The sequence below is a fragment of the Sphingobium sp. AP49 genome, from assembly GCF_000281715.2.
GTDB lineage: Bacteria > Pseudomonadota > Alphaproteobacteria > Sphingomonadales > Sphingomonadaceae > Sphingobium.
This window is the reverse complement of the sequence record NZ_CP124576.1, coordinates 754,924-777,398: the sequence shown is the minus strand read 5'-3', so window position 1 is coordinate 777,398 and position 22,475 is coordinate 754,924. Positions and strand designations below refer to the sequence as shown.

At 63.7% G+C, this 22,475-nt stretch carries 25 protein-coding genes; 13 read left to right on the top strand and 12 right to left on the bottom strand.

Annotated features, from left to right (window positions below; genetic code table 11):
• Positions 1–74 precede the first annotated feature (74 nt).
• Positions 75–326, top strand: a complete 252-nt coding sequence (locus PMI04_RS03775; RefSeq protein WP_007711225.1) for a hypothetical protein — start codon at positions 75–77, stop codon at positions 324–326.
• Between the two features lie 86 nt (positions 327–412).
• Here the strand turns inward: PMI04_RS03775 and PMI04_RS03770 are convergent, their stop codons facing one another.
• Both PMI04_RS03770 and PMI04_RS03765 read right to left on the bottom strand, forming a co-directional pair.
• Positions 413–2,704, bottom strand: a complete 2,292-nt coding sequence (locus PMI04_RS03770) for a TonB-dependent receptor (RefSeq protein ID WP_007711229.1) — start codon at positions 2,702–2,704, stop codon at positions 413–415.
• 185 nt (positions 2,705–2,889) lie between these two features.
• Positions 2,890–3,360, bottom strand: a complete 471-nt coding sequence (locus PMI04_RS03765; protein ID WP_037486699.1) for a GAF domain-containing protein — start codon at positions 3,358–3,360, stop codon at positions 2,890–2,892.
• Between the two features lie 91 nt (positions 3,361–3,451).
• On the opposite strand from PMI04_RS03765, the gene PMI04_RS03760 reads away from it, so the two are divergent.
• From PMI04_RS03760 to PMI04_RS03740, 5 genes are all read left to right on the top strand, one after another.
• Entirely contained in the window at positions 3,452–4,510 is a 1,059-nt protein-coding gene (locus PMI04_RS03760; protein ID WP_007711234.1) for a DUF3667 domain-containing protein, read from the top strand.
• A gap of 30 nt (positions 4,511–4,540) precedes the next feature.
• Positions 4,541–5,458 carry a DMT family transporter gene (locus PMI04_RS03755; protein ID WP_007711237.1) on the top strand — a complete coding sequence of 306 codons (918 nt, stop codon included), beginning with the start codon at positions 4,541–4,543 and terminating at the stop codon, positions 5,456–5,458.
• A gap of 102 nt (positions 5,459–5,560) precedes the next feature.
• Complete coding sequence (locus tag PMI04_RS03750; RefSeq protein ID WP_007711241.1) at positions 5,561–6,922, top strand: methyl-accepting chemotaxis protein; 1,362 nt, start codon at positions 5,561–5,563, stop codon at positions 6,920–6,922.
• A gap of 123 nt (positions 6,923–7,045) precedes the next feature.
• The gene (locus PMI04_RS03745) at positions 7,046–8,263 is read left to right on the top strand and encodes an MBL fold metallo-hydrolase (RefSeq protein ID WP_007711243.1); all 1,218 of its coding nucleotides are present in this window, start codon (positions 7,046–7,048) and stop codon (positions 8,261–8,263) included.
• 66 nt (positions 8,264–8,329) lie between these two features.
• Entirely contained in the window at positions 8,330–9,010 is a 681-nt protein-coding gene (locus PMI04_RS03740; protein ID WP_007711249.1) for an HPP family protein, read from the top strand.
• Positions 9,011–9,023: 13 nt separating this feature from the next.
• On the opposite strand, the gene PMI04_RS03735 is transcribed toward PMI04_RS03740, so the two are convergent.
• The 4 genes from PMI04_RS03735 to PMI04_RS03720 form a co-directional block, all read right to left on the bottom strand.
• Positions 9,024–9,527 (bottom strand): DUF3617 domain-containing protein, encoded by a 504-nt coding sequence (locus PMI04_RS03735; RefSeq protein ID WP_007711252.1) that lies wholly within the window; start codon positions 9,525–9,527, stop codon positions 9,024–9,026.
• A gap of 78 nt (positions 9,528–9,605) precedes the next feature.
• A complete protein-coding gene (locus PMI04_RS03730) occupies positions 9,606–9,911 on the bottom strand; it encodes a hypothetical protein (RefSeq protein WP_007711254.1) in 306 nt (101 codons plus the stop codon).
• Complete coding sequence (locus tag PMI04_RS03725) at positions 9,889–10,731, bottom strand: hypothetical protein (RefSeq protein ID WP_193378304.1); 843 nt, start codon at positions 10,729–10,731, stop codon at positions 9,889–9,891. Before PMI04_RS03725 ends, PMI04_RS03730 begins: the two co-directional genes overlap by 23 nt.
• Before the next feature lie 98 nt (positions 10,732–10,829).
• Complete coding sequence (locus PMI04_RS03720; RefSeq protein WP_007711260.1) at positions 10,830–11,396, bottom strand: DUF3617 domain-containing protein; 567 nt, start codon at positions 11,394–11,396, stop codon at positions 10,830–10,832.
• 17 nt (positions 11,397–11,413) lie between these two features.
• Here PMI04_RS03720 and PMI04_RS03715 point away from each other — a divergent pair, with 17 nt between their 5' ends.
• From PMI04_RS03715 to PMI04_RS03695, 5 genes are all read left to right on the top strand, one after another.
• Entirely contained in the window at positions 11,414–12,619 is a 1,206-nt protein-coding gene (locus PMI04_RS03715; protein WP_238535938.1) for a DNA/RNA non-specific endonuclease, read from the top strand.
• Positions 12,606–13,034, top strand: coding sequence for a hypothetical protein (locus PMI04_RS03710; RefSeq protein ID WP_007711264.1), 429 nt, complete (start codon positions 12,606–12,608; stop codon positions 13,032–13,034). Before PMI04_RS03715 ends, PMI04_RS03710 begins: the two co-directional genes overlap by 14 nt.
• A 49-nt stretch (positions 13,035–13,083) precedes the next feature.
• Positions 13,084–15,267 carry an excinuclease ABC subunit UvrB gene (gene uvrB, locus PMI04_RS03705; protein ID WP_007711268.1) on the top strand — a complete coding sequence of 728 codons (2,184 nt, stop codon included), beginning with the start codon at positions 13,084–13,086 and terminating at the stop codon, positions 15,265–15,267.
• Positions 15,267–15,695 carry a hypothetical protein gene (locus PMI04_RS03700; RefSeq protein WP_007711271.1) on the top strand — a complete coding sequence of 143 codons (429 nt, stop codon included), beginning with the start codon at positions 15,267–15,269 and terminating at the stop codon, positions 15,693–15,695. Before uvrB ends, PMI04_RS03700 begins: the two co-directional genes overlap by 1 nt.
• 139 nt (positions 15,696–15,834) lie before the next feature.
• Positions 15,835–16,989 (top strand): carbohydrate porin, encoded by a 1,155-nt coding sequence (locus tag PMI04_RS03695; RefSeq protein ID WP_007711275.1) that lies wholly within the window; start codon positions 15,835–15,837, stop codon positions 16,987–16,989.
• A 7-nt stretch (positions 16,990–16,996) separates the two neighbouring features.
• Here PMI04_RS03695 and PMI04_RS03690 read toward each other — a convergent pair whose 3' ends face one another.
• From PMI04_RS03690 to pip, 3 genes are all read right to left on the bottom strand, one after another.
• On the bottom strand, positions 16,997–17,311 hold the full coding sequence (locus PMI04_RS03690) for a hypothetical protein (RefSeq protein WP_037486685.1): 315 nt from the start codon (positions 17,309–17,311) through the stop codon (positions 16,997–16,999).
• Between the two features lie 86 nt (positions 17,312–17,397).
• Positions 17,398–17,811, bottom strand: a complete 414-nt coding sequence (locus PMI04_RS03685; protein ID WP_007711283.1) for a hypothetical protein — start codon at positions 17,809–17,811, stop codon at positions 17,398–17,400.
• Between the two features lie 21 nt (positions 17,812–17,832).
• The gene (pip, locus tag PMI04_RS03680) at positions 17,833–18,774 is read right to left on the bottom strand and encodes a prolyl aminopeptidase (protein ID WP_007711287.1); all 942 of its coding nucleotides are present in this window, start codon (positions 18,772–18,774) and stop codon (positions 17,833–17,835) included.
• A gap of 50 nt (positions 18,775–18,824) precedes the next feature.
• Between pip and PMI04_RS03675 the strand changes: the two genes are divergently transcribed.
• On the top strand, positions 18,825–19,961 hold the full coding sequence (locus tag PMI04_RS03675) for a nucleoside hydrolase (protein ID WP_007711290.1): 1,137 nt from the start codon (positions 18,825–18,827) through the stop codon (positions 19,959–19,961).
• Positions 19,962–19,964: 3 nt separating this feature from the next.
• Here PMI04_RS03675 and PMI04_RS03670 read toward each other — a convergent pair whose 3' ends face one another.
• From PMI04_RS03670 to PMI04_RS03660, 3 genes are all read right to left on the bottom strand, one after another.
• On the bottom strand, positions 19,965–20,375 hold the full coding sequence (locus PMI04_RS03670; RefSeq protein WP_007711295.1) for a Rap1a/Tai family immunity protein: 411 nt from the start codon (positions 20,373–20,375) through the stop codon (positions 19,965–19,967).
• 16 nt (positions 20,376–20,391) lie between these two features.
• Entirely contained in the window at positions 20,392–21,066 is a 675-nt protein-coding gene (locus tag PMI04_RS03665) for a hypothetical protein (protein WP_007711297.1), read from the bottom strand.
• Between the two features lie 116 nt (positions 21,067–21,182).
• Positions 21,183–21,482 (bottom strand): hypothetical protein, encoded by a 300-nt coding sequence (locus tag PMI04_RS03660; protein ID WP_004209889.1) that lies wholly within the window; start codon positions 21,480–21,482, stop codon positions 21,183–21,185.
• Positions 21,483–21,704: 222 nt separating this feature from the next.
• Here PMI04_RS03660 and PMI04_RS03655 point away from each other — a divergent pair, with 222 nt between their 5' ends.
• The gene (locus PMI04_RS03655; RefSeq protein WP_007711302.1) at positions 21,705–22,460 is read left to right on the top strand and encodes a class I SAM-dependent methyltransferase; all 756 of its coding nucleotides are present in this window, start codon (positions 21,705–21,707) and stop codon (positions 22,458–22,460) included.
• Positions 22,461–22,475: the final 15 nt, after the last annotated feature.

Sequence of the window (22,475 nt, the reverse complement as noted above, 5' to 3'; positions counted from 1 at the left end):
CAAGGCGGCGCGCGAGACGGGAACCTGGTTTCGCGCGCCGCATTATTTCCGGCACCCAACGCCGGAGTCCATCCATGTCTTTCACACAGCTCGAACCGCCATTGCCCGTCACCATCGAAGGCAAGGGCAAGGGTTATGCCTTCGCCGTCATCGACTATGGGCAGGAGCATAATCTGATCTGGGTGACGGGCCTGAGCGATAGCGGAGAAATCTGGTGCGCGCCCAACCCGCTGGTGCGACTGCAGGGTAATTGGACGATGGGCCGCGAGCCGCATCATGAGCCCGACTGGAAGAATGTGACGCTGGCGCCGATCAAGCCGAGCTGACGAAAGAGGCGCGCCATCCCGAAGGATGACGCGCCTCTTTGTTTGCGCCTCCCCATGCGGCGCATGGGGAGGAATAGGACTGATCCTTACATCTTGCCGCTGAGCGAGATGCCGATGATGCGGGGTTCGTTGAACACTGCCGCCATGTAGTTTTCGATCACGCCCTTGAGGTTCTTCTCGCCCGTGATGTTGCGGGCGAAGGCGGCGATCTCATACTGGCCGTCGGGTGCGGTGTAGCCGATCTTCAGGCCACCCTCGAAATCGTCCTTCGAGTAGAATTCCGCCGTCTTGTAGAGGACGAAATTGGTGTAGCCTTGGATATTCCAGTCGGTCGAGGCGAAGATCTTGCCACCATTGCCCAGCGGCACGTCGTAACGGGCCGCGATGTTGGCGGTATATTTCGGCGCGTTGGGCAGCGGGTTGCCGTCGATCTGGGCGAAGGTGTTGGCGCCGACCTTGATCGTGGGATCATTCACAGTGCAGACGACCACGCCGTTCAGGATGCAGACCTGGGCATAGACATTCTTGTCCTTGATCTCGCTGTGCAGCAGGCTGAGGCCGGCCGACAAGGTGAGATTTTCGAACGGACGCGCTTCCAGATCGGCTTCCATGCCATAGGCCTGCGCCTTGTCGGCGTTGAACAGCACGCCATTGCCGTTCACATCATTGCCGTTGAGCTGGATGTCCTTCACCCGATAGGCGAAGCCCGACATGTTGAAGCGCAGCTTGTTATCGAACAGGCTGGTCTTGATACCCGCTTCGCCCGACAGGATGGTTTCCGAATCCGCCGTGGTGAAGTCGCTGTTGAACACCGCCGAGCGGCCCTGGATGGTCGGGCCACGGAAGCCGGTGGCAACGCGGGCATAGACGCTGACTTCCGGGTTGATCTCATACAGCGCGCTGACGTCCCAGCTGGGCTTTTCGTCCGACATCTTCACATAGCGACGGCCACGATAGGTGACGACGCCCGCCGCCGTGTCGGCGGTCTTGACCAGGCGGGTTTCCTTGGTGTCCTTGGTATAGCGGCCACCGGCGGTCAGCGTGAAGCCCGGCGCCAGTTCGTAGCTCGCCTGGCCGAAGATCGCCCAGCTCTCATTCTTGTTGCGCAGCCGCACCCAATTGTTGGGATTGTTGGCGGCGGTGGTCAGGAAATAGGCGCGCTGGTAGAAATCGGTGGTGTCGCGGCTGTCGAAATACATGCCACCGACCTGCCATTTGAAGGCGCCATTGCCGTTGCTGGCAAGGCGGACTTCCTGGGTCAGCTGGTCGAGATCGCGCACCTGGCCCTGGCTCTCGCCATAGCCGTTCGCAACGCCGCCCACCGGATAATCGGCCGCCGCACCGCCATCGGTATCACCCCGGCTGTAGCCCGAGGTGGTTTCATAGGCCGTGATCGAGGTCAGGGTAACCGGACCGAAATCATAGGAGATGTTCTCCGAGGCGCCATAGGTCTTGTAGGCCTGCGGATTGTTCATCGCCTCGTCATAGCGCACGGTGCCGCGCGGTTCGTCGGCAACACTGTTGGAGCCCTTCACCAGGCCGGCGCGGTGGAACAGGGTCGAGGTGCCGTCATAGTCGCGGGCATGGACGCTGGTCAGCATCGACAGATTTTCCGTCGGCGTCATCAGCAGCTGAACGCGGATGTCCTTTTCATTATAGCCGCCCATCGCGTCCTTCTTCGGCGCGACGGTGCCGTCGGCGCTGGGGCCGGCATAGGCGTTGTCGACCCAGTCGTCGCGATGCTGGTAGAGCGCCGAAACGCGGAAGGCGAGCTTGTCGGCGACGATCGGGCCGCCAATGCCGCCGTCGAAGGTGACGGTGTTATAGCTGCCATAGCTGGCCTGGGCGCGGCCCTGCCAGTCCATCGAGGGACGGATGGTGTCGAACTTGATGATGCCCGCCGTGGTGTTGCGGCCGAACAGCGAACCCTGCGGGCCGCGCAGCACTTCCACCTGGTTGACGTCGAACACCGGGTTCGATTTCAGCACCACATGTTCCAGCACGACATCGTCCTGGATGATCGACACCGGCTGCGAAGCGCCGAGATAGAAGTCGATATTGCCGAGGCCACGAATGTAGAAGCGCGGGAAGATGCGGCCGGTGGTGGTTTCGGCATAGAGGCCGGGCACGCGGGCCGCGAGTTCCAGAATGTCGCCGCCGCCGGCGGTCAGGTTGCGCAGCGCGTCGCCCTGCACAACGCCGACCGAGACCGGCACCTTCTGCAGATTTTCCGAGCGGCGCTCGGCCGTCACGACGATCTCGTCGAGTTGACCAGCGTCAGCGCCCGCTGCCTGTGCATGGGCGATGCCGCCGAGAGCGAGCGCGCCGAAAGCCGTGGTCAGCAGCAGCGCCGACCGCCCCAAAGTGATCTTGGTCACGTAAATTCCCTAATTGCCTATGGTCTTGCCGGATGCGCGCGTGCCTGTCCGGCAGCGCGGTCCCTGTATCCGGCCTGGCCCGCGAGCTAGGGCCGGATTGTGGCAGCCGCATGACGGATGAGTAGGATCCAACGATCCCTGTCATTGAATTTCCCGGCCTGTTGCAAAGCAGCAACAAAAGCTGATCAGACGATGGCGCGGTCCAGCAACGCCGCGACATGCAGGGCACAGGCCCGCATCCTCGCAATCACCTCCGGCGTCGCGATCCTGCGTCGGGCTGGATCAATGGCGCAGAGCGTGCCGTAGAAAGTGCCGTTCGACAGGAAGATCGGGAAGGAGGCGTAGCTTTTGAAACCATAGAGAATTGGTACCGGATGGGTACGCCACTCCATGTCGATCGAGGCATCATCAAACACAACGGCCTCGCCATGTTCGCGTATCTCCGTGCAGATGGTCTTCGCGATCTCCAGTTCCCCACCCGGGGTCAGGCCAAACTCGATCTTGTCGAGAACCTGGCAGGCGATCCAACGATCTTCGGTCACGCGGGCGACCGCAGCAAAACCCATGTCGGTCAGACGACAGACATCGGCCAGGACTGCACGGATTGCATCCTGATCGCCGTCCGCGACCGCCTGCCTGGCAAACTCATCCCTCATCCTCTTTCCATGGAACCCGCGCAGCAGCTTGTCCAGCAGAGCGAAATCAAGGTGACTGGCATCCATGATACACCGCTGATAGTCTATCCCGATGACTGGGGGAATCGAAGCAGCGGGTGACGCGGTCACCGGAGCGATGCTGGCACGGGCGGTGGAGCCGGGCCATGGTGAGGCACATGAGGCCGGCCATGGCGCGTGCCTCAATTGCGGCACGGCGGTGACCGGCCATTATTGCGCCGAATGCGGCCAGGCGGCCCATCTGCATCGCAGCTTTGCCGCGATCGGCCATGACATTGCCCATGGCGTATTTCATTTCGAGGGCAAGATCTTCACCACCCTGCCGGAGCTGGCGCTACGCCCCGGGCAGTTGACGCGCCGCTATATCCATGGCGAGCGGGCCAAGTTCGTCTCCCCCTTCGCCCTGTTCCTGTTCAGTGCCTTCCTGATGTACGCGATCTTCTCGCTGACCAGCCATCATGGGCCGGAAGGCGCACGCAACAAGGTGAAGATGAACAGCGAGGCGATCGCCGAGCTGAAGAAGGAAGAGGCCAAGGCTGACGCCGATATCGCCAAGGTACAGGCGCAACTGGCCGAACCGGGGATCAGCGCCAACCGGCGCGAAACGCTGCAGGAGAAGCTGAAGGACGCGCAGGAAGAGCGGCAGGGCCTGACCATGGCAAGCGGCCTGACCGATGCGCTGACGGGCGAGGGTGTCAATAACGGTGTCGCCAATACGGTGGGCAAGGCGATCAGCGCGGCCGCCAAGGACCCGGAATTTGCCTATTACAAGCTCAAGGCCAATGCCTATAAATTCTCCTGGCTGCTGATCCTCATCTCTCTGCCCTTCCTATGGCTGCTCTTTCCGTTCAGCCGCCGCTACAAGATGTACGACCATGCGATCTATGTGACCTATTCGATCGCCTTCATGTCGCTGCTCTTCTCGCTGTCGATGGTCCTGACAGCGGTCCACATCACCCATGGGCTGGTGACGCTGGTGCTGATCCTGTTCGCCGGCTGGCACATGTATCGGCAGTTCAAGGACGCCTATCAGCTCTCGCGCACCGGCACCTTGCTGCGGCTGCCGCTGCTATATGGCTTTGCCTGTGCGTCGCTGTCGCTGTTCTTCGCCTTCCTGATGATGATGGGGTGACGGCGCACGCGCCTATTGTATAGGGCGCGCATGATTACGTCCCCGATCTGGTTGCCCGCCACGCTGATGGCCGGGGCCACGCAGGCCTGGCGCACCGCCGTGCAGCGGCGCGTGGGCAAGAGCCTATCAATCAATGCGGCGGGCCTGGTCCGCTATCTTTATGGCATTCCCTTCGCGCTGATCCTGCTTGGCGGCTATCAGTTGCTCTTCCCCGCGCCCTTCCCGGCGCCGGGACGGCTGTTCCTGCCCTTCTGCCTGGCCGGGGGCCTGGCACAGATCATCGCCACCAATTTGCTGATCATGGCCTTTGGCCATCGCAACTTCGTCGTTGGCACCGCCTATTCCAAGACCGAGGCGGTGCAAGGCGCGATCCTGTCCTTCCTGCTGATGGGTGAGCGGTTGAGCGCGCTGACCTGCGCCGGGATCGGCTGTGGCGTGGCCGGCGTGATGCTGTTGTCGACTGGCGGCAAGCGGATGGGGCCGATGGATTTTCTGCGCGCGCTGGGCCAGCCGGCGGCGATCACCGGCATCGCCTCAGGCTTCTTCTTCGCGTTGACCGCGATCGGCATCCGCCGCGCGACACAGGAGGTGGGCGGCGGCGATCCGATCCATGCGGCGCTGATTGTTCTCAGTGTCACGGTGCTGCTGCAGACCCTGCTGCAGGGCGGCTATCTGCTGCTGCGCGAACCGGGCGAGATGCGCAAGGTCTTCACCAGTTGGCGCGTATCGGGCCAGGTCGGTTTCCTGTCGGCGATGGGATCGGCCTGCTGGTTCACCGGCTTTGCCACGGCGCCGGTCGCACTGGTGCGGATCGTCGGCCAGATCGAGGTCGCCTTCACCATGGCGTTCGGCCATTTCTACCTGGGCGAACGGATGGCACGCAGCGAGGCGATGGGGCTGACGCTGGTCGCCTGTGGCGTGGTGCTGGCTTTGCTGGGGGCGCTGTGAAGCTGACACGCATGACAGAATGATAACAGTTATTTTACCATCCATGGCTAGCCAGTTGCTGTGGGCACAGAAACGCAATCGGGAACCGTCGCACGAGCGGTAATGAAGGTCGCCAAACTCTCTGGCGACCTGGGCATCCGCACGCTCGACTTGCAGGCAGACATCAGCGAACTTGCAGAGCGGGTGACCCAACAGGCGCGCACGATCGAGGCGATCAATGGCGCAGCCTCGCAATTGTCGCGCGACGGCGAAAGCGTGGCGCTGGCGGGCCAGGATGCGCGCGAGAAAGCCGTCGCCGCCCGCGCCATCATTGATGATTCGGGCCGACAACTGTCCACTGCCAATGGCAATTTCGTGGGCCTGATCGAGCAGGTCAGCCGCATCCACGACCGGCTCGACGGTTTTGGCGAGGCGCTCAAGACGGTGGCACATGTCACCAGCGTGATCAGCGGCATTGCGAGCCAGACCAACCTTCTCGCCCTCAACGCCACGATTGAGGCCGCGCGCGCGGGCGATGCCGGCCGCGGCTTCGCCGTGGTCGCCGCCGAAGTGAAGAAGCTGGCGCAGGAAACCGCGACCGCGACCCAGACGATCGAACGGTCGATCGGCGCACTGACCAGCGAGGCCGGCGGCATGCTGGAAAGCATTACCCATGGCGCGCAGACCGCGCGCACCGCCCTGTCCGACACCAAGAATATCGAGGCACTGGTCGATCGGCTGGGATCATTGATGCAGGGCCTGTCGACCAACAGCGAGGCGGTGGCCGAGCGGATCGCGTCGATGGTCGGTTCCGCCAGCGAGATCCGGTCGGGCCTGTCCGCGCTTTCCAGCACCTCAGGCGATAATGCCAATGGCCTGCAGCGCCTGTCGGGCCGCGTTTCGACCGCCAGCGACGACACCAACATGCTGCTCCAATATATGGCGGAAAGCGGCGTCGATATTCCCGATTCCCCCTATATCCGTTTTAGCCTGGCAGCGGCGCAATCGGTCGCCATCGCGATCGAACGGGCGCTGGACGAGGGGCGCATCGGCGAGACCGACGTCTTCAGCGATTATTATGCACCAATCCGCGGGACCAATCCGCCGCAATTCACCCACCCGATCCAGCCGATCATGTTGACCGAAGCCCGCGCCCAGCAGGAAGTGGCGCGTGGTTACAAGGGCCTGTTCGGCATGACCTTCACCGATCGCAACAGCTTTGGTGCGATCGCGATGCCCGAACGCGCCCTGCCCCAGCGGCCCGGCGATGAGAAATGGAACGCCGAATATTCGCGCCAGGGCGTGGTGTTCGATTTCCCGGACACGCGCGAACAGTGCAAGATCACCCAGCCCTTCTGCATCAAGGCCTATCGCCGCCTGACCGCCGAGGGCGAGGTGATCCTGCTCAAACAGGTCATCGCCTCCATCCATGTCCGTGGGCGCCATTGGGGTATCCTGCAAATGGCATATCAGGACCAGGGCTGAAACCGCCCCAGGCGGCCAGATATGCGCCCGCTGCACATCTGCGCTTGGGCACGGATCACGCAGTAACCTTGCCCTGTCGCGCCGGCACGCTATGTCGGCGCGATGAAGGGCACGGGAGCAGGCATGGCGCGCGCGGTGACGATAGTGAAGGGCGTGGGTGTCGGGCTGCTGTTCCTGCTGATTGCGGCCTGCCTGGCGACGGTGATCGTGCCGCCCTTCCTGGACCGCATCTATTATGAAGGGCCGGTAAGCCGCCATTATGACGGCACCCGCTTCTTCAACCCCGACGGTGAGATCGACATCCCCGCCCCGCCCGGCACCAATCGGCAGGGTTTCGTCGCCCGCTGGCTGCTGGGCAAGGACGACCGGCCCGCATGGCCCGATGCGGTGGCGGTGAAGCCCGCCCGCCCTGCCCCCTTCGCCGCGCCGCGCGGCATGGTCGCCACCTGGGTCGGCCATGCGACCGTGCTGGTGCAGGCGGCGGGGATCAACATATTGACCGACCCGATCTGGTCCGACCATGCCAGCCCCTTCCCCCCGCTCGGCCCCAAGCGGGTGGCGGAGCCGGGCATCCGAATGCAGGATCTGCCCAAGATCGACCTGATCCTCATCAGCCATAATCATTATGACCATCTCGACATTCCAACGCTGAAGGCGCTGTGGCGGCGGGACCGGCCCAAGATCGTGACACCGCCGGGCAATGACGCGATACTCAAGGCGCACGGCATCCCGTCGATCGCGCTCGACTGGGGCCAGTCCGTGACCGGCGCGCAGCTCAATGGACTGGTGCCCGAAGCGGTGATCCAGTGCGAGAATTACGAGCATTGCCCCGACTATCGGGTCCATGCGACGCGCAACCATCATTGGAGCAGCCGCTGGTTCACCGACCGCAACCGGGCGCTCTGGTCGAGCTTCCTGATCGAGACGCGGGCGGGCAATATCTATTTTGCCGGCGATACCGGCGCGGGTGACATGGGCTGGGCCGCCGACGCCACGCGATTCGGACCGATCCGGTTGGCGCTGATCCCGATCGGCGCGTTCCGATTCTGGCCGGGGCAGATGGAATCGGACGCCCATATCGGCCCGCGCCGCGCGGTCGACCTGTTCAAGCGGCTGGGCGCATCGACCGCGATCCCGATCCATTGGGGCACCTTCCGCCTGTCCTATGAGAAGCGTGACACGCCGCCGCGCATGCTGGAGCAATATCTCCGCTGCGAAGGGATAGAGCGCAAGCGCTTCGCACCGATACGGATCGGCCAGTCGATCCTGGTCCCCAATGTCAGCCCGGTGTCGCGCGGACCGAGACATTGCGACCAGCGAGCGATCGACGCCCTGCAATAAGCGGGCATCGGCGGCGCCAAGAAAAACGGGGTGGCTTTTCGACCGGTTGCGTCGCAAGGGCCAAGCATGAACATCTTCAAGCCCCTGCTGGCGGGTGCGCGGCCAATCGACCGGATCGTCGCAGGCCTGGGCGCCGCGATCGGCATCAGCCTCACCATATTGGTGTGCAGCCAGTTGCCGCTGCATGCCGGTGACCTGCCGATTATCGTCGCGCCGCTGGGCGCCTCAGCGGTGCTGATCTTTGCCGTGCCGGCCAGCCCCCTGGCCCAGCCATGGCCGGTGGTCGGCGGCAACATCCTGTCCAGCCTGGTCGGCGTCGCCGCGTTCCACATGATCCCGGACATGATGGTCGCGGCGGGGGTGGCAGTGGGTACAGCGATATTGCTGATGAGCCTGCTGCGCTGCCTGCACCCACCCGGCGGCGCGGCGGCCCTGACCGCCGTCATCGGCAGCCAGGGCATTCATGACGCGGGCTATGCCTTTGCCTTCGCGCCGGTCGGAATCAATTCGATCGCCCTGGTGTCGCTCGGCCTCTTCTTTCATCGCCTGTCGGGCCACAGCTATCCGCACCAGCCGATCGCGCCACCGGTCTTCGCCGACCAGTTGCGAGAGGCGGCCGGCTTCCATCTGGAAGATATCGACCAGGCGCTGGCTGAACTGCCCGACAGCTTCGACATCAGTCGCGCAGATCTGGATCTGCTATTATCCCGCGCGGAGATTCACGCCAAGGCGCGCCGAGCGGATTGAATCCCCGCCCTGATCAGGCCGGGCAATTCCCTTCGCGCTTGCCGGTCAAGTCGTGGGTGGTGCGCAGTACCGGCTTGCCCCCTTGCGTCTTGGTCATGGTGGTGCCCAGAGTCAGGCCATCTTCGGTGAAATTACCCTCTACCACAATCTCCGACGTACCTGCGCCCGCCTTACAAGCCAGGGTCGCGATCAGCCGTCCCTTACGGATCAGCTTGTCCTTGTAGCTACAGTCGCTGCCTTCGCTCCCCGCCAGCGCATTGGCATCGGGCACGCCCTGGGCATCGACCTTGAGGCAGACCTTGTCTTCGCTCTCCTGCTTGAGCGCCGCCTGATATTCGGCCGGCGTCACCGTCGGCGTATTATAGCCGGTGGTCTTGCGGGTGATCGTCCATTCCCCGGCCTTCAACAGCACCGGTGCGGTCTCTTCCTCCTGCGCAGGCGGTGCGGCCGGTTCGCTGCCACAAGCCGCCAGGCCAAGGGTCGTCGCCAGCAGCCCGGCCGTCAGAATGTCACGCATATCCTCTCCCCTGTTTTCCATCCGGCACGCTCTACCGATGCAGGCAAGGGTGCAAGCGGAAATGTCGCGGACGCGCAATCATCGCCGACGGCGCCCAGCAGTCAGCGTCGGCGCGTGGAAATCAGCTGGCTTGTCGGTGATCCAGGCGAGAAAGCGGATGATCGAGGGATGGGCACGCAGGGCCGCCGGATCGGCATAGGCGCGTGCCAGTTCCGCGTTGGACAGGGTCGCATGGATGGTGCGGTGACAGATCGGGTGAACCGGTACCATCTGCCGCCCGCCCCGGCTTTTGGGCACGGGATGATGCCATTCGGTCCGGGTACCGAGCGGACGGGCGCAGAGCCAGCAGCGATCCGATCCGTCAGTCGGCAGTGTCCGGCCCATCCTCATCCAGCAGGGCATTGACCAGCCGATTGCGCTGCGCCGACGCCAGACGATTGAGCGGCAGCGTGTAGAGGCGAACCAGGAAGCGTCGGTCCCAATCGGTAAGGGCATGGTTTGAACCTTCAGCACCCTCCGCCCGCGATCCGAACAGGTTGAGGATCGACGGCAGCGGCGGCAGCGCCCGGGCGCGCACCTCGGCCAAGCCGACGAAGGCGGCATAATCGATCACCGAAGTCAGCGATACACCCTCCGCCCGGTTGACGTCGATCAACACTGTTGCGGCCGAAATCATCCGGATGACCGGGCTGCGGATAAGGCTCGATCCATAGGATTGGCTGGTCGGAATACCGTCCCACATCGGCGAGCCGGTATCGCTGTTGCCGCCCACGCCTGGCGGCGCGTTCGATCCGACCCCGGCCCCGTCGCCCGACCCCAGGTCGATCATGTACCACCAGCGGATCGGCGCATCGCTTTCGAGCAGGGCGCGACGGTCTGGCCCCTGCACCTGGGCCATGCGGCGGCTCTGCTTCTGGTCGATGATATTGACCATCTGTTTGCCATCGCTGACGAAGGCCACGAGCAGGTTGGTATCGCATGCCCCCTTAGCCAGGGGAGCACCGACCGCCATGATCGTCGCATGCAGCCGGTCCATCACGATGCGGCTATGCTCGGGCGAAAGACCGATGACCTTCGGACAGATCGGCGCGACCCAACGCGCAAGGCTTCGGTCGCCCTGAACTACCCCCAGCGTCCGCACGAAACCCTGGGCGCGGTTCAGCGCTTCCTGACGGCTGAGCCGCTGCCCCTGCACCACGATCATATCATCTGGTTGCGCGGTCGGGGCCTGCGCGCTTGCGCTCGTGACAACTGCCAACGCCATCATTGCAGCGGCAGCCGGCCAGCGCGTTCTCGACACTTTCATTGCTTCTCCGAACAGTCCGGACCGATCCAGCGGCCTTCCGACCGTGCCTTCATCGTCATCTCCATGCCATTGGGCAAGCCCGTCTGGTGCATGTCCATCTGCACCGCATAACTGTCAGGCGCATAAATGCCGGCCATCGCCATGCTGCTGGTACCGCCGTCGCGCCGGCAGGTGACATTGCCCTTCACCGTGCCGCCGCGCACGGTGAAATCACTATAGCGGCACTCCTTGCCCGGATCGCCCGAAAAGGCGCGGCCGTCGGGATTCGCGGCTTGTTCAGGCGTGATGCAATAGCGCAGGGTGCGGCTTGTCGCCTGCTGCATCCGCTGGCGCGCCGCGGCGGGCAAGGCCTGGCCGCCGCTGATGTCCATCCGGTCCGTCACGAAGCGCCCTTCCCATTGGCCGGGCTTGAGCTGTACCTTTTCGAGCTGCGTGACGGCGGCATCATGACTCATCGCATCGGTCGCGGCTATCTGCGTATCCTGGCCGGCCGGCTGCTTACCGCATCCCGCCACCATCGCGAGCGCGCAGACCAGCAGGCCGTTGGTCAAGGCTTTGGTCATCACCGGCTTCCCCTGGCATGTCTTGGCAGAAGCGACCCTTTATCTGGCCCAAGCTTAGCAAGGGGCGGCGGATCTGGATATCGGGATTATTGCGATCCGGACCACGCCTCGCCGTAGGGAGGCACGGCGCAAGCCCGTCTCATTTGTTCTTGTTTTGTTCTGATATTTATGCTACGCATTCCCTTCATATCCTTGGGGGAGTGACGATGACCGAAGGGGAGTTCGTTCGTTCCAGTCGCGAAACCGCGTTCAGCCTTTATTTGCGCACCGGCCGGCGTATCGGTCCGGATGCGATCGAGATGAAGTTCAACCCCTGGCATGACGAGGAGAATGGCCGCTTCGCCTTCCGTGGACGAGGCCGCTATTTCGGCGCCACGGGTAGCAATGGAAATGCACCTTCGGCCCAGCCCGGTGGCACCGGCGTCGCGCGGCCCACGCCAACGGCGGCAAGGGAAAGTGGCGCCCCTGATCGCGATCGCCTTCGCGCCGATCATCCCGCCAATCATGCGCTTTATGTGGTCAAACAGGGCGACACGCTTACCCGTATCGCCGCCCAGCGCCAGGGACTGACGGCTGCTGATCTCGCCTGGCTGAACGGCATGCCGATCGATAAGCCCTTGCAGATCGGTCAGCAATTGAAGCTACCGCACCAGACCTATCTGGATGCCGCCCGAACGGCCAAGAACAAGTTCCTCGCGCTTGCCCATTATATGGACACGCATGATGGGGAATTGCCGCCCAATCCGGCCGATCCGCCCGCATTGGTGAGCCAGATTCTAGACACGAACTGGCGGAAGGAGACGAAAAATGGCTATGATTTCCACATCGACGTCATTGCGCGCAGCCGGCGAACATTTGGCCAATTGTCGCTGGCCACCTCACCTGTGCGATCACGTCGCAATCAGGCGCAGGCGGGCAAGCCTAATCGGCGTGGTGACGATGATGGCGGTCATTTCATCGCTGCCCGATTCAATGGTCCCAGCGACAGCTTCAACCATTTCGCCCAGAATGCGAATTTCAACCGTGGCAGCTATCGCACCATGGAGGATGTATGGGCCAAGGAATTACGGACAGGACACAAGGTATTCGTTGACATCGAACCGCTTTATGAAGGCATCTCCCAACGACCCTATCAACTTAATGTCACTTGGTATGTTGATGGCAGAAGATTCGTCAAAGAATTCCCAAACGAAGCGAAGGGCGCCGAAGATGGAAAAAGATAAGCTGGCTATTCTGGGACCACTCTTCAACGAGGTCGGTGTGGAGCTGGTTCATATCGTCGGCGGTGATCCGGATGGCATTTTCCTCTATGTGGAGGTCGGCGATAGATGGATCAGCCCCAACGTCTTCAAGGATGAGGGGCGTCAGATCAGAAATCTCGACAGCAACAGGGTTCTTTCCGATCTTCTTTGGAAAGCCTGGCACGCCGAGTCCGAGGAAGGTGGCATCAAACGCTGGTCGATCATGGAATATGAAATCAAGGATGGGAAATTCGACGTCAGCTTCCGATATCCTGATGAGGTAGATGTCGAAGTGATCGATGACGAGCGCCGCCAGGCCGCCCTGCGCGCGCGCTTTGGCGATAAGCCGGTCGTCTATCCGCCGCCGCCCAAGACCGCCTTTGAACTGAACCCCTGACCCGCCCGGCGCGGATTGCGCCCTAGCCCAAAGACCCCATATTACGCCCATGGCCATCCAGATCCGCACCACGCTTGACGAACCCGAAACCGGCCAGGATTTCGTGCCCCACCGGCCCGCGCGCCCGGAAAAGAGCGAGGGCGGCCGGCCGTTCACGCTGGTCAGCGACTATGAGCCATCGGGCGACCAGCGCACCGCGATCCCCGAACTGGTCGAACAGGCGCTGGCAGGCGAACGCGATCAGGTGCTGCTGGGCGTCACCGGCTCCGGCAAGACCTTCACCATGGCCAAGGTGATCGAGGCGCTGCAACGCCCAGCGCTGATCCTGGCGCCCAACAAGATTCTGGCAGCGCAGCTCTATGGCGAGTTCAAGAGCTTCTTCCCCGACAATGCGGTCGAATATTTCGTCAGCTATTACGACTATTACCAGCCCGAAGCCTATGTCGCGCGGTCGGACACCTATATCGAGAAGGAATCGAGCGTAAACGAGAGCATCGACCGGATGCGCCATTCGGCGACCCGGGCGCTGCTGGAGCGGGACGATGTCATCATCGTCGCGTCGGTCTCCTGCCTCTATGGCATCGGGTCGGTCGAGACCTATTCGGCCATGACCTTCAGCATGAAGAAGGGCGGGATCGAGGACCAGCGCGAGATCATCCGCAAGCTGGTGGCGCTCCAGTATAAGCGCAACGATGCCGGTTTCGCGCGTGGCAATTTCCGCGTGAAGGGTGACAATCTGGAAATCTTCCCGTCCCATTATGAGGACACGGCCTGGCGCATCAGCTTTTTCGGCGACGAGATCGAGGAGATTGTCGAATTCGATCCGCTCTCCGGCAAGAAGATCGCCAGCCTGGATTATGTGAAGGTCTTCCCCAACAGCCACCATGTGACGCCCGGGCCGACGCTCAAGCAGGCGATGGAAGCGATCCGGTTCGAGCTGACCGAGCGGCTGAAGGAGCTGGAGGCCGAGGGCAAGCTGCTGGAGGCGCAGCGGCTGGAGCAGCGCACCAATTTCGACCTGGAGATGATCGCAGCCACCGGAAGCTGCGCGGGGATCGAGAATTACAGCCGCTTCCTGACCGGCCGCCTGCCCGGCGAGCCGCCGCCGACCTTGTTCGAGTATCTGCCCGAAAACGCCATGCTGTTCGTGGACGAAAGCCACCAGACCGTACCGCAGATCGGTGCGATGGCGCGCGGCGACCACCGGCGCAAGATCACGCTGGCCGAATATGGCTTCCGCCTGCCCAGCTGCATCGACAACCGCCCGCTGCGCTTCAACGAATGGGACGCGATGCGGCCGCAGACGGTCAGCGTCTCCGCGACGCCCGGCCCATGGGAGATGGAGCAGACCGGCGGCGTGTTCAGCGAACAGGTGATCCGCCCCACCGGCCTCATCGACCCGCCGGTCGAGATCAAGCCGGTCGAGGACCAGGTCGATGATCTGATCAACGAATGCCGCAAGGTCGCGGCGCAGGGATACCGCACGCTCGTCACGACGCTGACCAAGCGCATGGCCGAGGATCTGACCGAGTTCATGCATGAGGCGGGGATCAAGGTCCGCTACATGCACAGCGACGTCGAGACGCTGGAGCGTATCGAGCTGATCCGCGACCTGCGGCTCGGCGTCTATGACGTACTGATCGGCATCAACCTGCTGCGCGAGGGGCTCGACATTCCCGAATGCGGACTGGTGGCTATATTGGACGCGGACAAGGAAGGGTTCCTGCGGTCCGAAACATCGCTGATCCAGACGATCGGCCGCGCGGCGCGTAACGTCGAAGGGCGCGTGATCCTTTATGCCGACCGCATCACCGGGTCGATGGAGCGTGCACTCAACGAAACCAGCCGCCGCCGCGAGAAGCAGGAGGCCTACAACCTCGAACACGGCATCACGCCGACCACGATCAAGCGCAATATCGGCGACATCATCGCCCATGTGGCATCCAAGGATCAGGTCACGGTCGAGACGGGACTGGAAGATCGCCCGCACCTGGTCGGCCATAATCTGCGCGCCTATATCGAGGATCTGGAAAAGAAGATGCGGGCTGCCGCCGCCGACCTGGAGTTCGAGGAAGCCGGCCGCATCCGCGACGAGATTCGCAAGCTGGAGGCCGAGGAACTGGGCCTGCCGGCGGATCAGCAGGTGGCCGCCCCGCGCGGCCGCGCGACCGAGGGCAAGCCGGGAACGCGCAAGGGGCGTTTCGGGAAAACGACGCGGAAGTTTGGACGGTGATGCGTCGGCGCCTGCCCCTGATCGGTGCAGCGCTGGCTATCGGCCTCTTGATCATGCTGGCCGAAAATGTGGCGGCCGATATCGTCGTCGGGCGGACACCTTTTGCGGACGGGAGGCTGGGTTTCATTGATGCGCCCGACCTCACCGCGTTCCATTTCGCCATCGCCGTGCTGCCCATGCTGGTGCTCGCGCTGATTGGCAGCCGCCGACGATGGTTATGGGTCGTGGCAATCGGCATGACGTCATTGTTCGCGACCTTCGCCGTCTGGCAATTGCGACAGGATTATCTGACCGATTTTGCCGGCGGGGCCGACATCGGCCTGGGCATCATCATGATGGCATCGCCCTGGATCACGCTGGCGGCGATGGGATGCCTGGCGTTGCTCGCCCATATCAGGCGTTCGCGCCGTCCCGCGACATCCGGATAGCCCCGCCGCCATCCCGGCACTTTTCCCTAGGGGCAGGAGCGGGCATGCAATCTAAGATTGCGCCATGGCAGGGGTGGCAACACAGAGATGGCGCATATGCGCGCAAGTGGCGCGAGCGGCGGCGCTGTGCTGGCTTGGCATGCTCGTTTCGGCCAGCATCGTGATCGCGCAGGAAGCCCCTGTCTCGTCGCCGTTGGACCTGCGCGCCGATTGGACACAGTTCGTTGGCTCTTCGGTAGCCGGCACCGGCAAGGCGGAGCCACGCTATGGCGGGCGGCTAGACGGTTATGCCCGGATCGACGGTGCCGCCGCCGGCCTGTGGGACGGGCTGACGATCAATCTGCAGGCCGAATATGTCTATGGCGACAGCACCAATCGGATCGGGGCGCAGACCCTGCTGCCGGTCAACGCCGCGCTCAGCATCCCGGTCAGCAATGACGAGGCCTTCGACCTTTCGGTCAACATCGTCCAGAAACTGGGCAAGCTGCGGCTGCAGGCCGGTAAGATCAACCTGTTCGATGCCAGCGTGAACCTGCCCGTGGTCAGCGGCGGCGGCAAGGAAGGGTTTCAGCATATGGCGCTGGCCGCCCCGCCGGGCCTGCTTGCCTCCCCCAAGGTGCTGGGCGCGATCGCCAGCGCCCCGGTTGGCCCCTTCACCTTCAACCTCGGCATCTGGACGCCGGAAAGCTGGGTACGACGCTACGTCCCCAGGAAGGCCTTCGAGAATGGCGTCAACGCCATGTTCGTGGCGACATTGCCAGCACGGATCGGCGGACGGCAAGGCTATCACAGCGCCACCATCTACCTCACCAGCCGACGGGTGAACGGGCGCGAGGACTATCCCGATATCCAGCCGCCACCCGGATCGGGCCTGCTGCTCCCCCGCGATCCCGGCGGGCTGCACCTGCGCTATGCGGTCCAGCAATTTCTGTGGCAGGATCCGCTCGATCCCAAGCGGGGTTGGGGCCTGTTCGGCCATATCGGCTTTTCCACCGGCGCCCCGGGCATATTGGACTGGAGCGGTACGTTCGGAATCGCGGGATCGCCGCCGATCCGGACCCGTCCCAAGGACCGGTTCGGCATCGGCTATTTCCGATTCTCGCTGGCGCACCGCTTGGTCGAAGGCATGGCCCCCATCCTGCCCCTGCAGGACGAACAGGGCGCTGAAATCTATTATACCGCCGAAATCGTCAGGAATTTCCGCCTGACAGCAAATGCCCAACTGATCGATCCGATCATCGCCAGCGCGCCAACCGCCGCCTATATGGGGTTGCGGCTCAAGACATCCTTCTGACCGAGGTTCAATAGGTCCGGCTGGTCACCTTCGCGGTGCCATCGGGCAGGATCTCGATCAGATGCGCGGTTTCGTTATTGCACTGGGCCTTCCAACCCTTGACGCCCGGCCGCACCTCGGCGCGCTCGGAGCCGGTGACCGAGGGGCAGGCGACGCCCGATGCCTTGATCGCCTTTTCCAGCACCCCGTTGCGCAGGTCGGGATCGAGCTTGGCCACTGCGGCCGTCGCGCCGGTTTCGGGCATGTTCCGGTTCTCGACTGCGGTCACGTCATCGCCACCGCCGCAGGAGGCGAGAAACAACACCGTCGGCAAAAACATCATAGTCCGCACGTCTTTTCCTCCGTCATGTTCGCTACGCCGTTCCGGGCCATCGTGCCCTCAACAACGGCTAACCACGAAAATATCTCTCAATTGCCCTGGCTGGGCGCGCGCGCCGTCAATCGGCTGCTTTCCAACAGCGGCAATCCGCCCTCGGTCGGCACATAGATGAGGCTGGCATCCTTGTTGTCGATCGCCTGGATCTGCAGATAGCGCAGATAGCCGTCCGGCCCGCCCAGACTGTCCTGCAGGATGCGATTGGCCCGCGCCGCGCCCTCCGCCCGGACGACTTCGGCGTCGGCCAGCATCTTGGCGCTTTCCAGCTTTGCCCGCGCTTCCAGCACGGCGATCTGGCGCGAGGACTGCGCTTCGGCCAACGCGGCGCGCCCTGCCTGCTCCTTGCTGTAGACATTATAGGTGGGACAGCCCCACAATATACCGGACAGCGTCACGCCGATGAGCAAGGCGAGACCCAATATGCCGGTTCCGGTCAGTCGCACCATGCCTTCCCCCTGTAACGCCAATTAATCCGCAAATCCGTCGGTCGCGCGGATCAGCGCGTCCAATATGCCCGGTTCGTTATACGCATGGCCGGCGCCTTCGATCATTTCAAAGCGCGCCTGCGGCCAGGCGCGGTGCAGTGCCCAGGCGGTTTCCGCCGGGCAGGCCATGTCATAGCGGCCCTGGACGATGACGCCGGGAATGCCGGCCAGCTTGCCCGCCTCGCGGATCAACTGGCCATCCTCCAGCCAGCCGCGATGGACGAAATAATGATTTTCGATCCGGGCGAAGGCGAGCGCGAAATCGTCGCCCTCATGGGTCGCCGACAGCGCCTCGTCGGGCAGCAGGCGGATCGTCTCGCCCTCCCAGACGCTCCACGCCTTGGCCGCGGCGGCCTGGGCGGCGCGATCCTCGCCGGTCAGGATGCGGCGATAGGCGCCGACCATGTCGCCGCGCTCGCCTTCCGGAATCGGCGCCACGAAGCGGTCCCATTTGTCGGGATAGATGCGGCTGGCGCCCTGTTGATAATACCAGTCGATCTCTGACTGGCGGATGGTGAAGATACCGCGCAGCACCAGCTGCGTCACGCGCGCGACATGCGCCTGCGCATAGGCCAGTGCCAGGGTCGATCCCCAGCTACCGCCGAAGACCAGCCACTGGTCCACGCCCATCATCTCGCGCAAGCGCTCGATATCGGCGACCAGATGCCAGGTGGTGTTGGCGTCGAGATGGGCGTGCGGGGTCGATCGGCCGCAGCCGCGCTGGTCGAACAGCAGCACATCATAGCGGGCGGGATCGAACAGCCGGCGATGGTCGGGCGATATGCCGCCGCCCGGCCCGCCATGCAGGAAGACGGCGGGCTTGGCGCCGGGCGTGCCGGACCGTTCCCAATAGAGGCTGTGGCCATCGCCTACGTCAAGATGACCAGTGGCGTAGGGTTCAATCGGCGGATAGAGGCTGCGCATGGCACCGTCCTAACAGGCGGCGGGACGAAGCGAAATGGGGGTTTGACGCAATGCGGACGATGAAGATCATGCTGGGCGCACTGGCGCTGATGCTGGGCGTGCAGGGGGCGAATGCCAAGCCCGCCGCGCCGGCAAGCGTCAAGCGGCTGGTGATCGTCGACGACGACATGATCGGCCTCAACGGCGTGCCGCTGCTGTTGCTGCAGAGCCCGGATGTCGAGGTGCTGGGCATCACCACCACCAGCGGATCGGTGTGGCGCGACACCGCGACCGCCTATGCGCTGCGCACGCTGGAGATATTGGGCCGGACCGACGTGCCGGTGGTGCCGGGCGCGACCTTCCCCCTGCTCAACAGCGCCGAGGCGACCAAGCGCTGGGAAGGCCAATATGGCCGGCTGGTGTTCAAGGGGCCATGGACCGATTACTGGCCGGGCGACACGATCCAGGAGCATCCCGGATCGACCGACCCGACCAAGGTGCCCGACCTGCCGATCGGCAACCCCAGGACGAAGCCCAGCGCCGAGATTGCCGCCGCCTTCCTGGTGCGGATGGTGAAGGCGCATCCGGGTGAGATCACCCTGTTCGCGACCGGGCCGATGACCAATATCGCCATCGCCCAGAGCCTGGACCCCAGCTTTGCCGCCAATGTGAAGGAAATCCTCTATATGGGTGGCAGCCTGGCGCCGCATCAGGTGCTGGAAGGGCCTTCGGCCGAGCAGTTCGCCCGCGAATTCGTCAACTCGCCGCGCCGCGAGTTCAACATCCGCTGGGACCCCGAGGCGGCGAAGATCTTTGCCCATGCGCCGTGGCAGAAGATCACGATGATCCCGGTCGATCCGTCCACCGGCACGCAATGGACCCGCGCCTTCCTCGACGGGCTGAAGCCCGCCCACACGCCGCTGACCGATCTGTTCCAGACCGGGCTGGAGCCGGGCTATCCGATGTGGGACGAGATCGTCGCCATGGCCTGGCTCAATCCGGAGATCGTGACGAAGGACGAGACTTTGTGGGTCGATTTCGAGACCAGCCAGACGGCGGCCTATGGTGACACCCTGTCCTGGACGGAATCCTATCAACCGCATCTGGGCGAACAGGCGCAACGGGTAATCCTGTCGGTCGACCGGGCGAAGATGGAGGCGGCAATGGCGCGCCTCTATATGCGGCCCGTCGGCAAGGCCGCGAAATAAGCGCTATTTGCGCTTCTTCTTCGTGCTGGGCCTGATGCTGGGTTGGGCCTTTGCCTTGGGGCAGGGCCAGGCCTGGCGCGTGGCGGTGAAGACCAGGGTGGAGGCGGACTGGGCGCGCTTGTCCGGATTGGCGCGCAGATAGTCAACGGTGGCGCCCTTCAACTGGTTGAGCGTCACATCGGCGGGGATGCAGCTTTTGAGGCTATTCACCTCGCGCGTGGTGTTGAACGCGTCGACCGCGCCGGCGACATAGCCGACGCATTCATAGCTTTTCTCGAAAAAAGCCTTGTCGGCGCGGTCGGCGGTGCAGCTTTCCAGCAGCGCTTCGCCCGAATAGAAGCCGGCCTGTGCGCTGCCCGGCGACAGCCCCGCCGCCGCGACCAGTATCAGGCCGCTTGCCCTCCGGATCATCATGCGCGTGGCTCCCGCCTTATGAGGATGCGTCCGCCTTCGGATAAGACTGGACATGCAGGGGAGGGAAAACCGCTTCGAGCGATTTTGTGTCCGGCAGCACATAGACATAGCCGCCCTTTTTCAGAAATTGCGGGCGCAGGCCGCGATTGTAGAAGGCGATCGGCACGTTGATGCAGCCAAAGGTGATGCGATTATCCTCGATCGTCGGCGACAGCATCCGCTCGCGCCGCTTTTCCTTGGGATTGCCCTTGGGGATGGTGTGCATCGCGACGGAGGTCGCATAATCGACCCACAGCACCCGCTGCTTGCCCGCCGCCAGGCCGAACTTGGCAAGGAAGCGGCCGGCCGGCGTGGTCTTTTCCGCCGGGCCGATCTCCGCCAGGCTCTTCTTGCCGACGCCGGGCGTGGCATCGTCACCCGTCGCGATGCCGATCAGCACCGGCGCATCGGCCAGCGCCTTCCCCCTGGCATCGAACAGGAAGACGCGGGCCGCCTGCTTGTCGACGATGGCATAGGGCAGGCCGTGATTGTCGCCGGTCGCGGCAATCCAGTCGATCACCCGGCGCGCATCGGGTGATTGCGGGGTTTCAGGTGCTGGCTTCTCGGACGCGGGCGCTTCGGGCGCGGCCGCCGGCGCGGGAGAGGCACCGAACAGCGCCAGCATCGCCAGCGCCCATGGGAATTTGTGCATGGAGGAGCATATCCGGGAAAGGGGCCGGCGCCCCCATGAAGCGGGGGCGCCGGCACGGGATCGGGACCAGCCCGACCGGATCAGTTGCGCGATCAGTTACGTGATCAATTACGTAATCAGTTTCTGGCGCGCTTGGTCTTGGCTTCGCGCATCTGCTGCTCGACACCGTCAACGCGGGCGTTCAGCTGATCGAGGCGCTGGCCGTTATTCTGGGCCTGACCGGCGGCCGACTGGGCCTGGGCCAGAGCCTGCTGCGCCGTGCCGTCGGTGGTCTGCAGCTTGGCGTCGAGCGCATCGACGCGCTGGTTCACGGTCGCCACCTGTTCGCGCACGAAGGATTTCGTGGCACAGCCACCCAGCCCCAGCGAGCCCACCAACACCATGGCAATGGGGGCTAATTTCATCGGGTGCGACATCATTTTCTCCTTATCATCTGCCCCCGATCCGTCCCAAGCCGAGCCCGTTAACCATGACAATATGATTGGGCCTGAACGTGCATGTGCAGAGCCGAGTGGACGCGGCGCGCCTGCCCCGCCCTTCGACCAACGACCGGAATCGATCGACCGGCATCGGCGCGGATCGTTGAACGGATGCGCGATCGGGCGCATGCTGGGCCGCCTTCCATGAGGGGAAAATCCATGCGCCTGATGCTTGCCCTGGCCCTGAGCGGCCTTGCCCTGTCCACCCCGATCGCCGCCCTTGCCAAGACCGACTTTGCCGCCGCCGTGGCCGACCCAAAGCGGCCCGCCGACGCGCGCGCACTGGACGAGAGCCGCAAGCCGGCCGAGACACTGGCGTTCCTGGGTCTCAAGCCCGGCATGAAGGCGGCCGACATCATGACCGGATCGGGCTATTGGGCGGAGATCATGGCCGATGCGGTCGGCCCCAAGGGCAAGGTCACCGGGTTCGAGCCCAGCCAATTCTACGCCAGCGAGGAAGAGAAGCCCAAATGGGCGGCGCTGGTCGCGCGCCGGCCGGAGGTGGACTGGGTGCGCTATCCGTTCGAGGCCTTCGCGGCGTCGCCCGACAGTTTCGACTTCACCATCATCAATCTGAGCTACCATGATCTCTACTGGCAGTCGGACAAATATGGCATTCCGCGCACCGACCCCGATGCGTTCGTGAAGACGCTCTATGCCGCGACGAAACCGGGCGGGATCGTCGGCATCATCGACCATGTCGGTCCCGCCGGCGACACCCGCGCGGTGGTGGACAGACTGCACCGGATCGACCCCGCCGTGGTCAAGGCCGATTTCCTGCGCGCCGGCTTCGTGCTGGAGGCGCAAAGTCCGCTGCTCGCCAATCCGGCCGACGACCACAGCAAGCTGGTGTTCGATCCTGCCATTCGCGGCAAGACCGACCGTTTCCTCTACCGCTTCCGCAAGCCGAAATGAGGCAGGAGGTTTGAG

Excerpts from the sequence above, each read along its gene's own strand:
- PMI04_RS03775 (WP_007711225.1), top strand. The coding sequence starts at position 75 with ATGTCTTTCACACAGCTCGAACCGCCATTGCCCGTCACCATCGAAGGC.
- PMI04_RS03765 (WP_037486699.1), bottom strand. The coding sequence starts at position 3,360 with ATGAGGGATGAGTTTGCCAGGCAGGCGGTCGCGGACGGCGATCAGGAT.
- PMI04_RS03760 (WP_007711234.1), top strand. The coding sequence starts at position 3,452 with ATGACTGGGGGAATCGAAGCAGCGGGTGACGCGGTCACCGGAGCGATG.
- PMI04_RS03755 (WP_007711237.1), top strand. The coding sequence starts at position 4,541 with ATGATTACGTCCCCGATCTGGTTGCCCGCCACGCTGATGGCCGGGGCC.
- PMI04_RS03750 (WP_007711241.1), top strand. The coding sequence starts at position 5,561 with ATGAAGGTCGCCAAACTCTCTGGCGACCTGGGCATCCGCACGCTCGAC.
- PMI04_RS03745 (WP_007711243.1), top strand. The coding sequence starts at position 7,046 with ATGGCGCGCGCGGTGACGATAGTGAAGGGCGTGGGTGTCGGGCTGCTG.
- PMI04_RS03740 (WP_007711249.1), top strand. The coding sequence starts at position 8,330 with ATGAACATCTTCAAGCCCCTGCTGGCGGGTGCGCGGCCAATCGACCGG.
- PMI04_RS03735 (WP_007711252.1), bottom strand. The coding sequence starts at position 9,527 with ATGCGTGACATTCTGACGGCCGGGCTGCTGGCGACGACCCTTGGCCTG.
- PMI04_RS03730 (WP_007711254.1), bottom strand. The coding sequence starts at position 9,911 with ATGGGCCGGACACTGCCGACTGACGGATCGGATCGCTGCTGGCTCTGC.
- PMI04_RS03725 (WP_193378304.1), bottom strand. The coding sequence starts at position 10,731 with ATGATCGTGGTGCAGGGGCAGCGGCTCAGCCGTCAGGAAGCGCTGAAC.
- PMI04_RS03720 (WP_007711260.1), bottom strand. The coding sequence starts at position 11,396 with ATGACCAAAGCCTTGACCAACGGCCTGCTGGTCTGCGCGCTCGCGATG.
- PMI04_RS03715 (WP_238535938.1), top strand. The coding sequence starts at position 11,414 with ATGTCTTGGCAGAAGCGACCCTTTATCTGGCCCAAGCTTAGCAAGGGG.
- PMI04_RS03710 (WP_007711264.1), top strand. The coding sequence starts at position 12,606 with ATGGAAAAAGATAAGCTGGCTATTCTGGGACCACTCTTCAACGAGGTC.
- uvrB (WP_007711268.1), top strand. The coding sequence starts at position 13,084 with ATGGCCATCCAGATCCGCACCACGCTTGACGAACCCGAAACCGGCCAG.
- PMI04_RS03700 (WP_007711271.1), top strand. The coding sequence starts at position 15,267 with ATGCGTCGGCGCCTGCCCCTGATCGGTGCAGCGCTGGCTATCGGCCTC.
- PMI04_RS03695 (WP_007711275.1), top strand. The coding sequence starts at position 15,835 with ATGCTCGTTTCGGCCAGCATCGTGATCGCGCAGGAAGCCCCTGTCTCG.
- PMI04_RS03690 (WP_037486685.1), bottom strand. The coding sequence starts at position 17,311 with ATGATGTTTTTGCCGACGGTGTTGTTTCTCGCCTCCTGCGGCGGTGGC.
- PMI04_RS03685 (WP_007711283.1), bottom strand. The coding sequence starts at position 17,811 with ATGGTGCGACTGACCGGAACCGGCATATTGGGTCTCGCCTTGCTCATC.
- pip (WP_007711287.1), bottom strand. The coding sequence starts at position 18,774 with ATGCGCAGCCTCTATCCGCCGATTGAACCCTACGCCACTGGTCATCTT.
- PMI04_RS03675 (WP_007711290.1), top strand. The coding sequence starts at position 18,825 with ATGCGGACGATGAAGATCATGCTGGGCGCACTGGCGCTGATGCTGGGC.
- PMI04_RS03670 (WP_007711295.1), bottom strand. The coding sequence starts at position 20,375 with ATGATGATCCGGAGGGCAAGCGGCCTGATACTGGTCGCGGCGGCGGGG.
- PMI04_RS03665 (WP_007711297.1), bottom strand. The coding sequence starts at position 21,066 with ATGCACAAATTCCCATGGGCGCTGGCGATGCTGGCGCTGTTCGGTGCC.
- PMI04_RS03660 (WP_004209889.1), bottom strand. The coding sequence starts at position 21,482 with ATGTCGCACCCGATGAAATTAGCCCCCATTGCCATGGTGTTGGTGGGC.
- PMI04_RS03655 (WP_007711302.1), top strand. The coding sequence starts at position 21,705 with ATGCGCCTGATGCTTGCCCTGGCCCTGAGCGGCCTTGCCCTGTCCACC.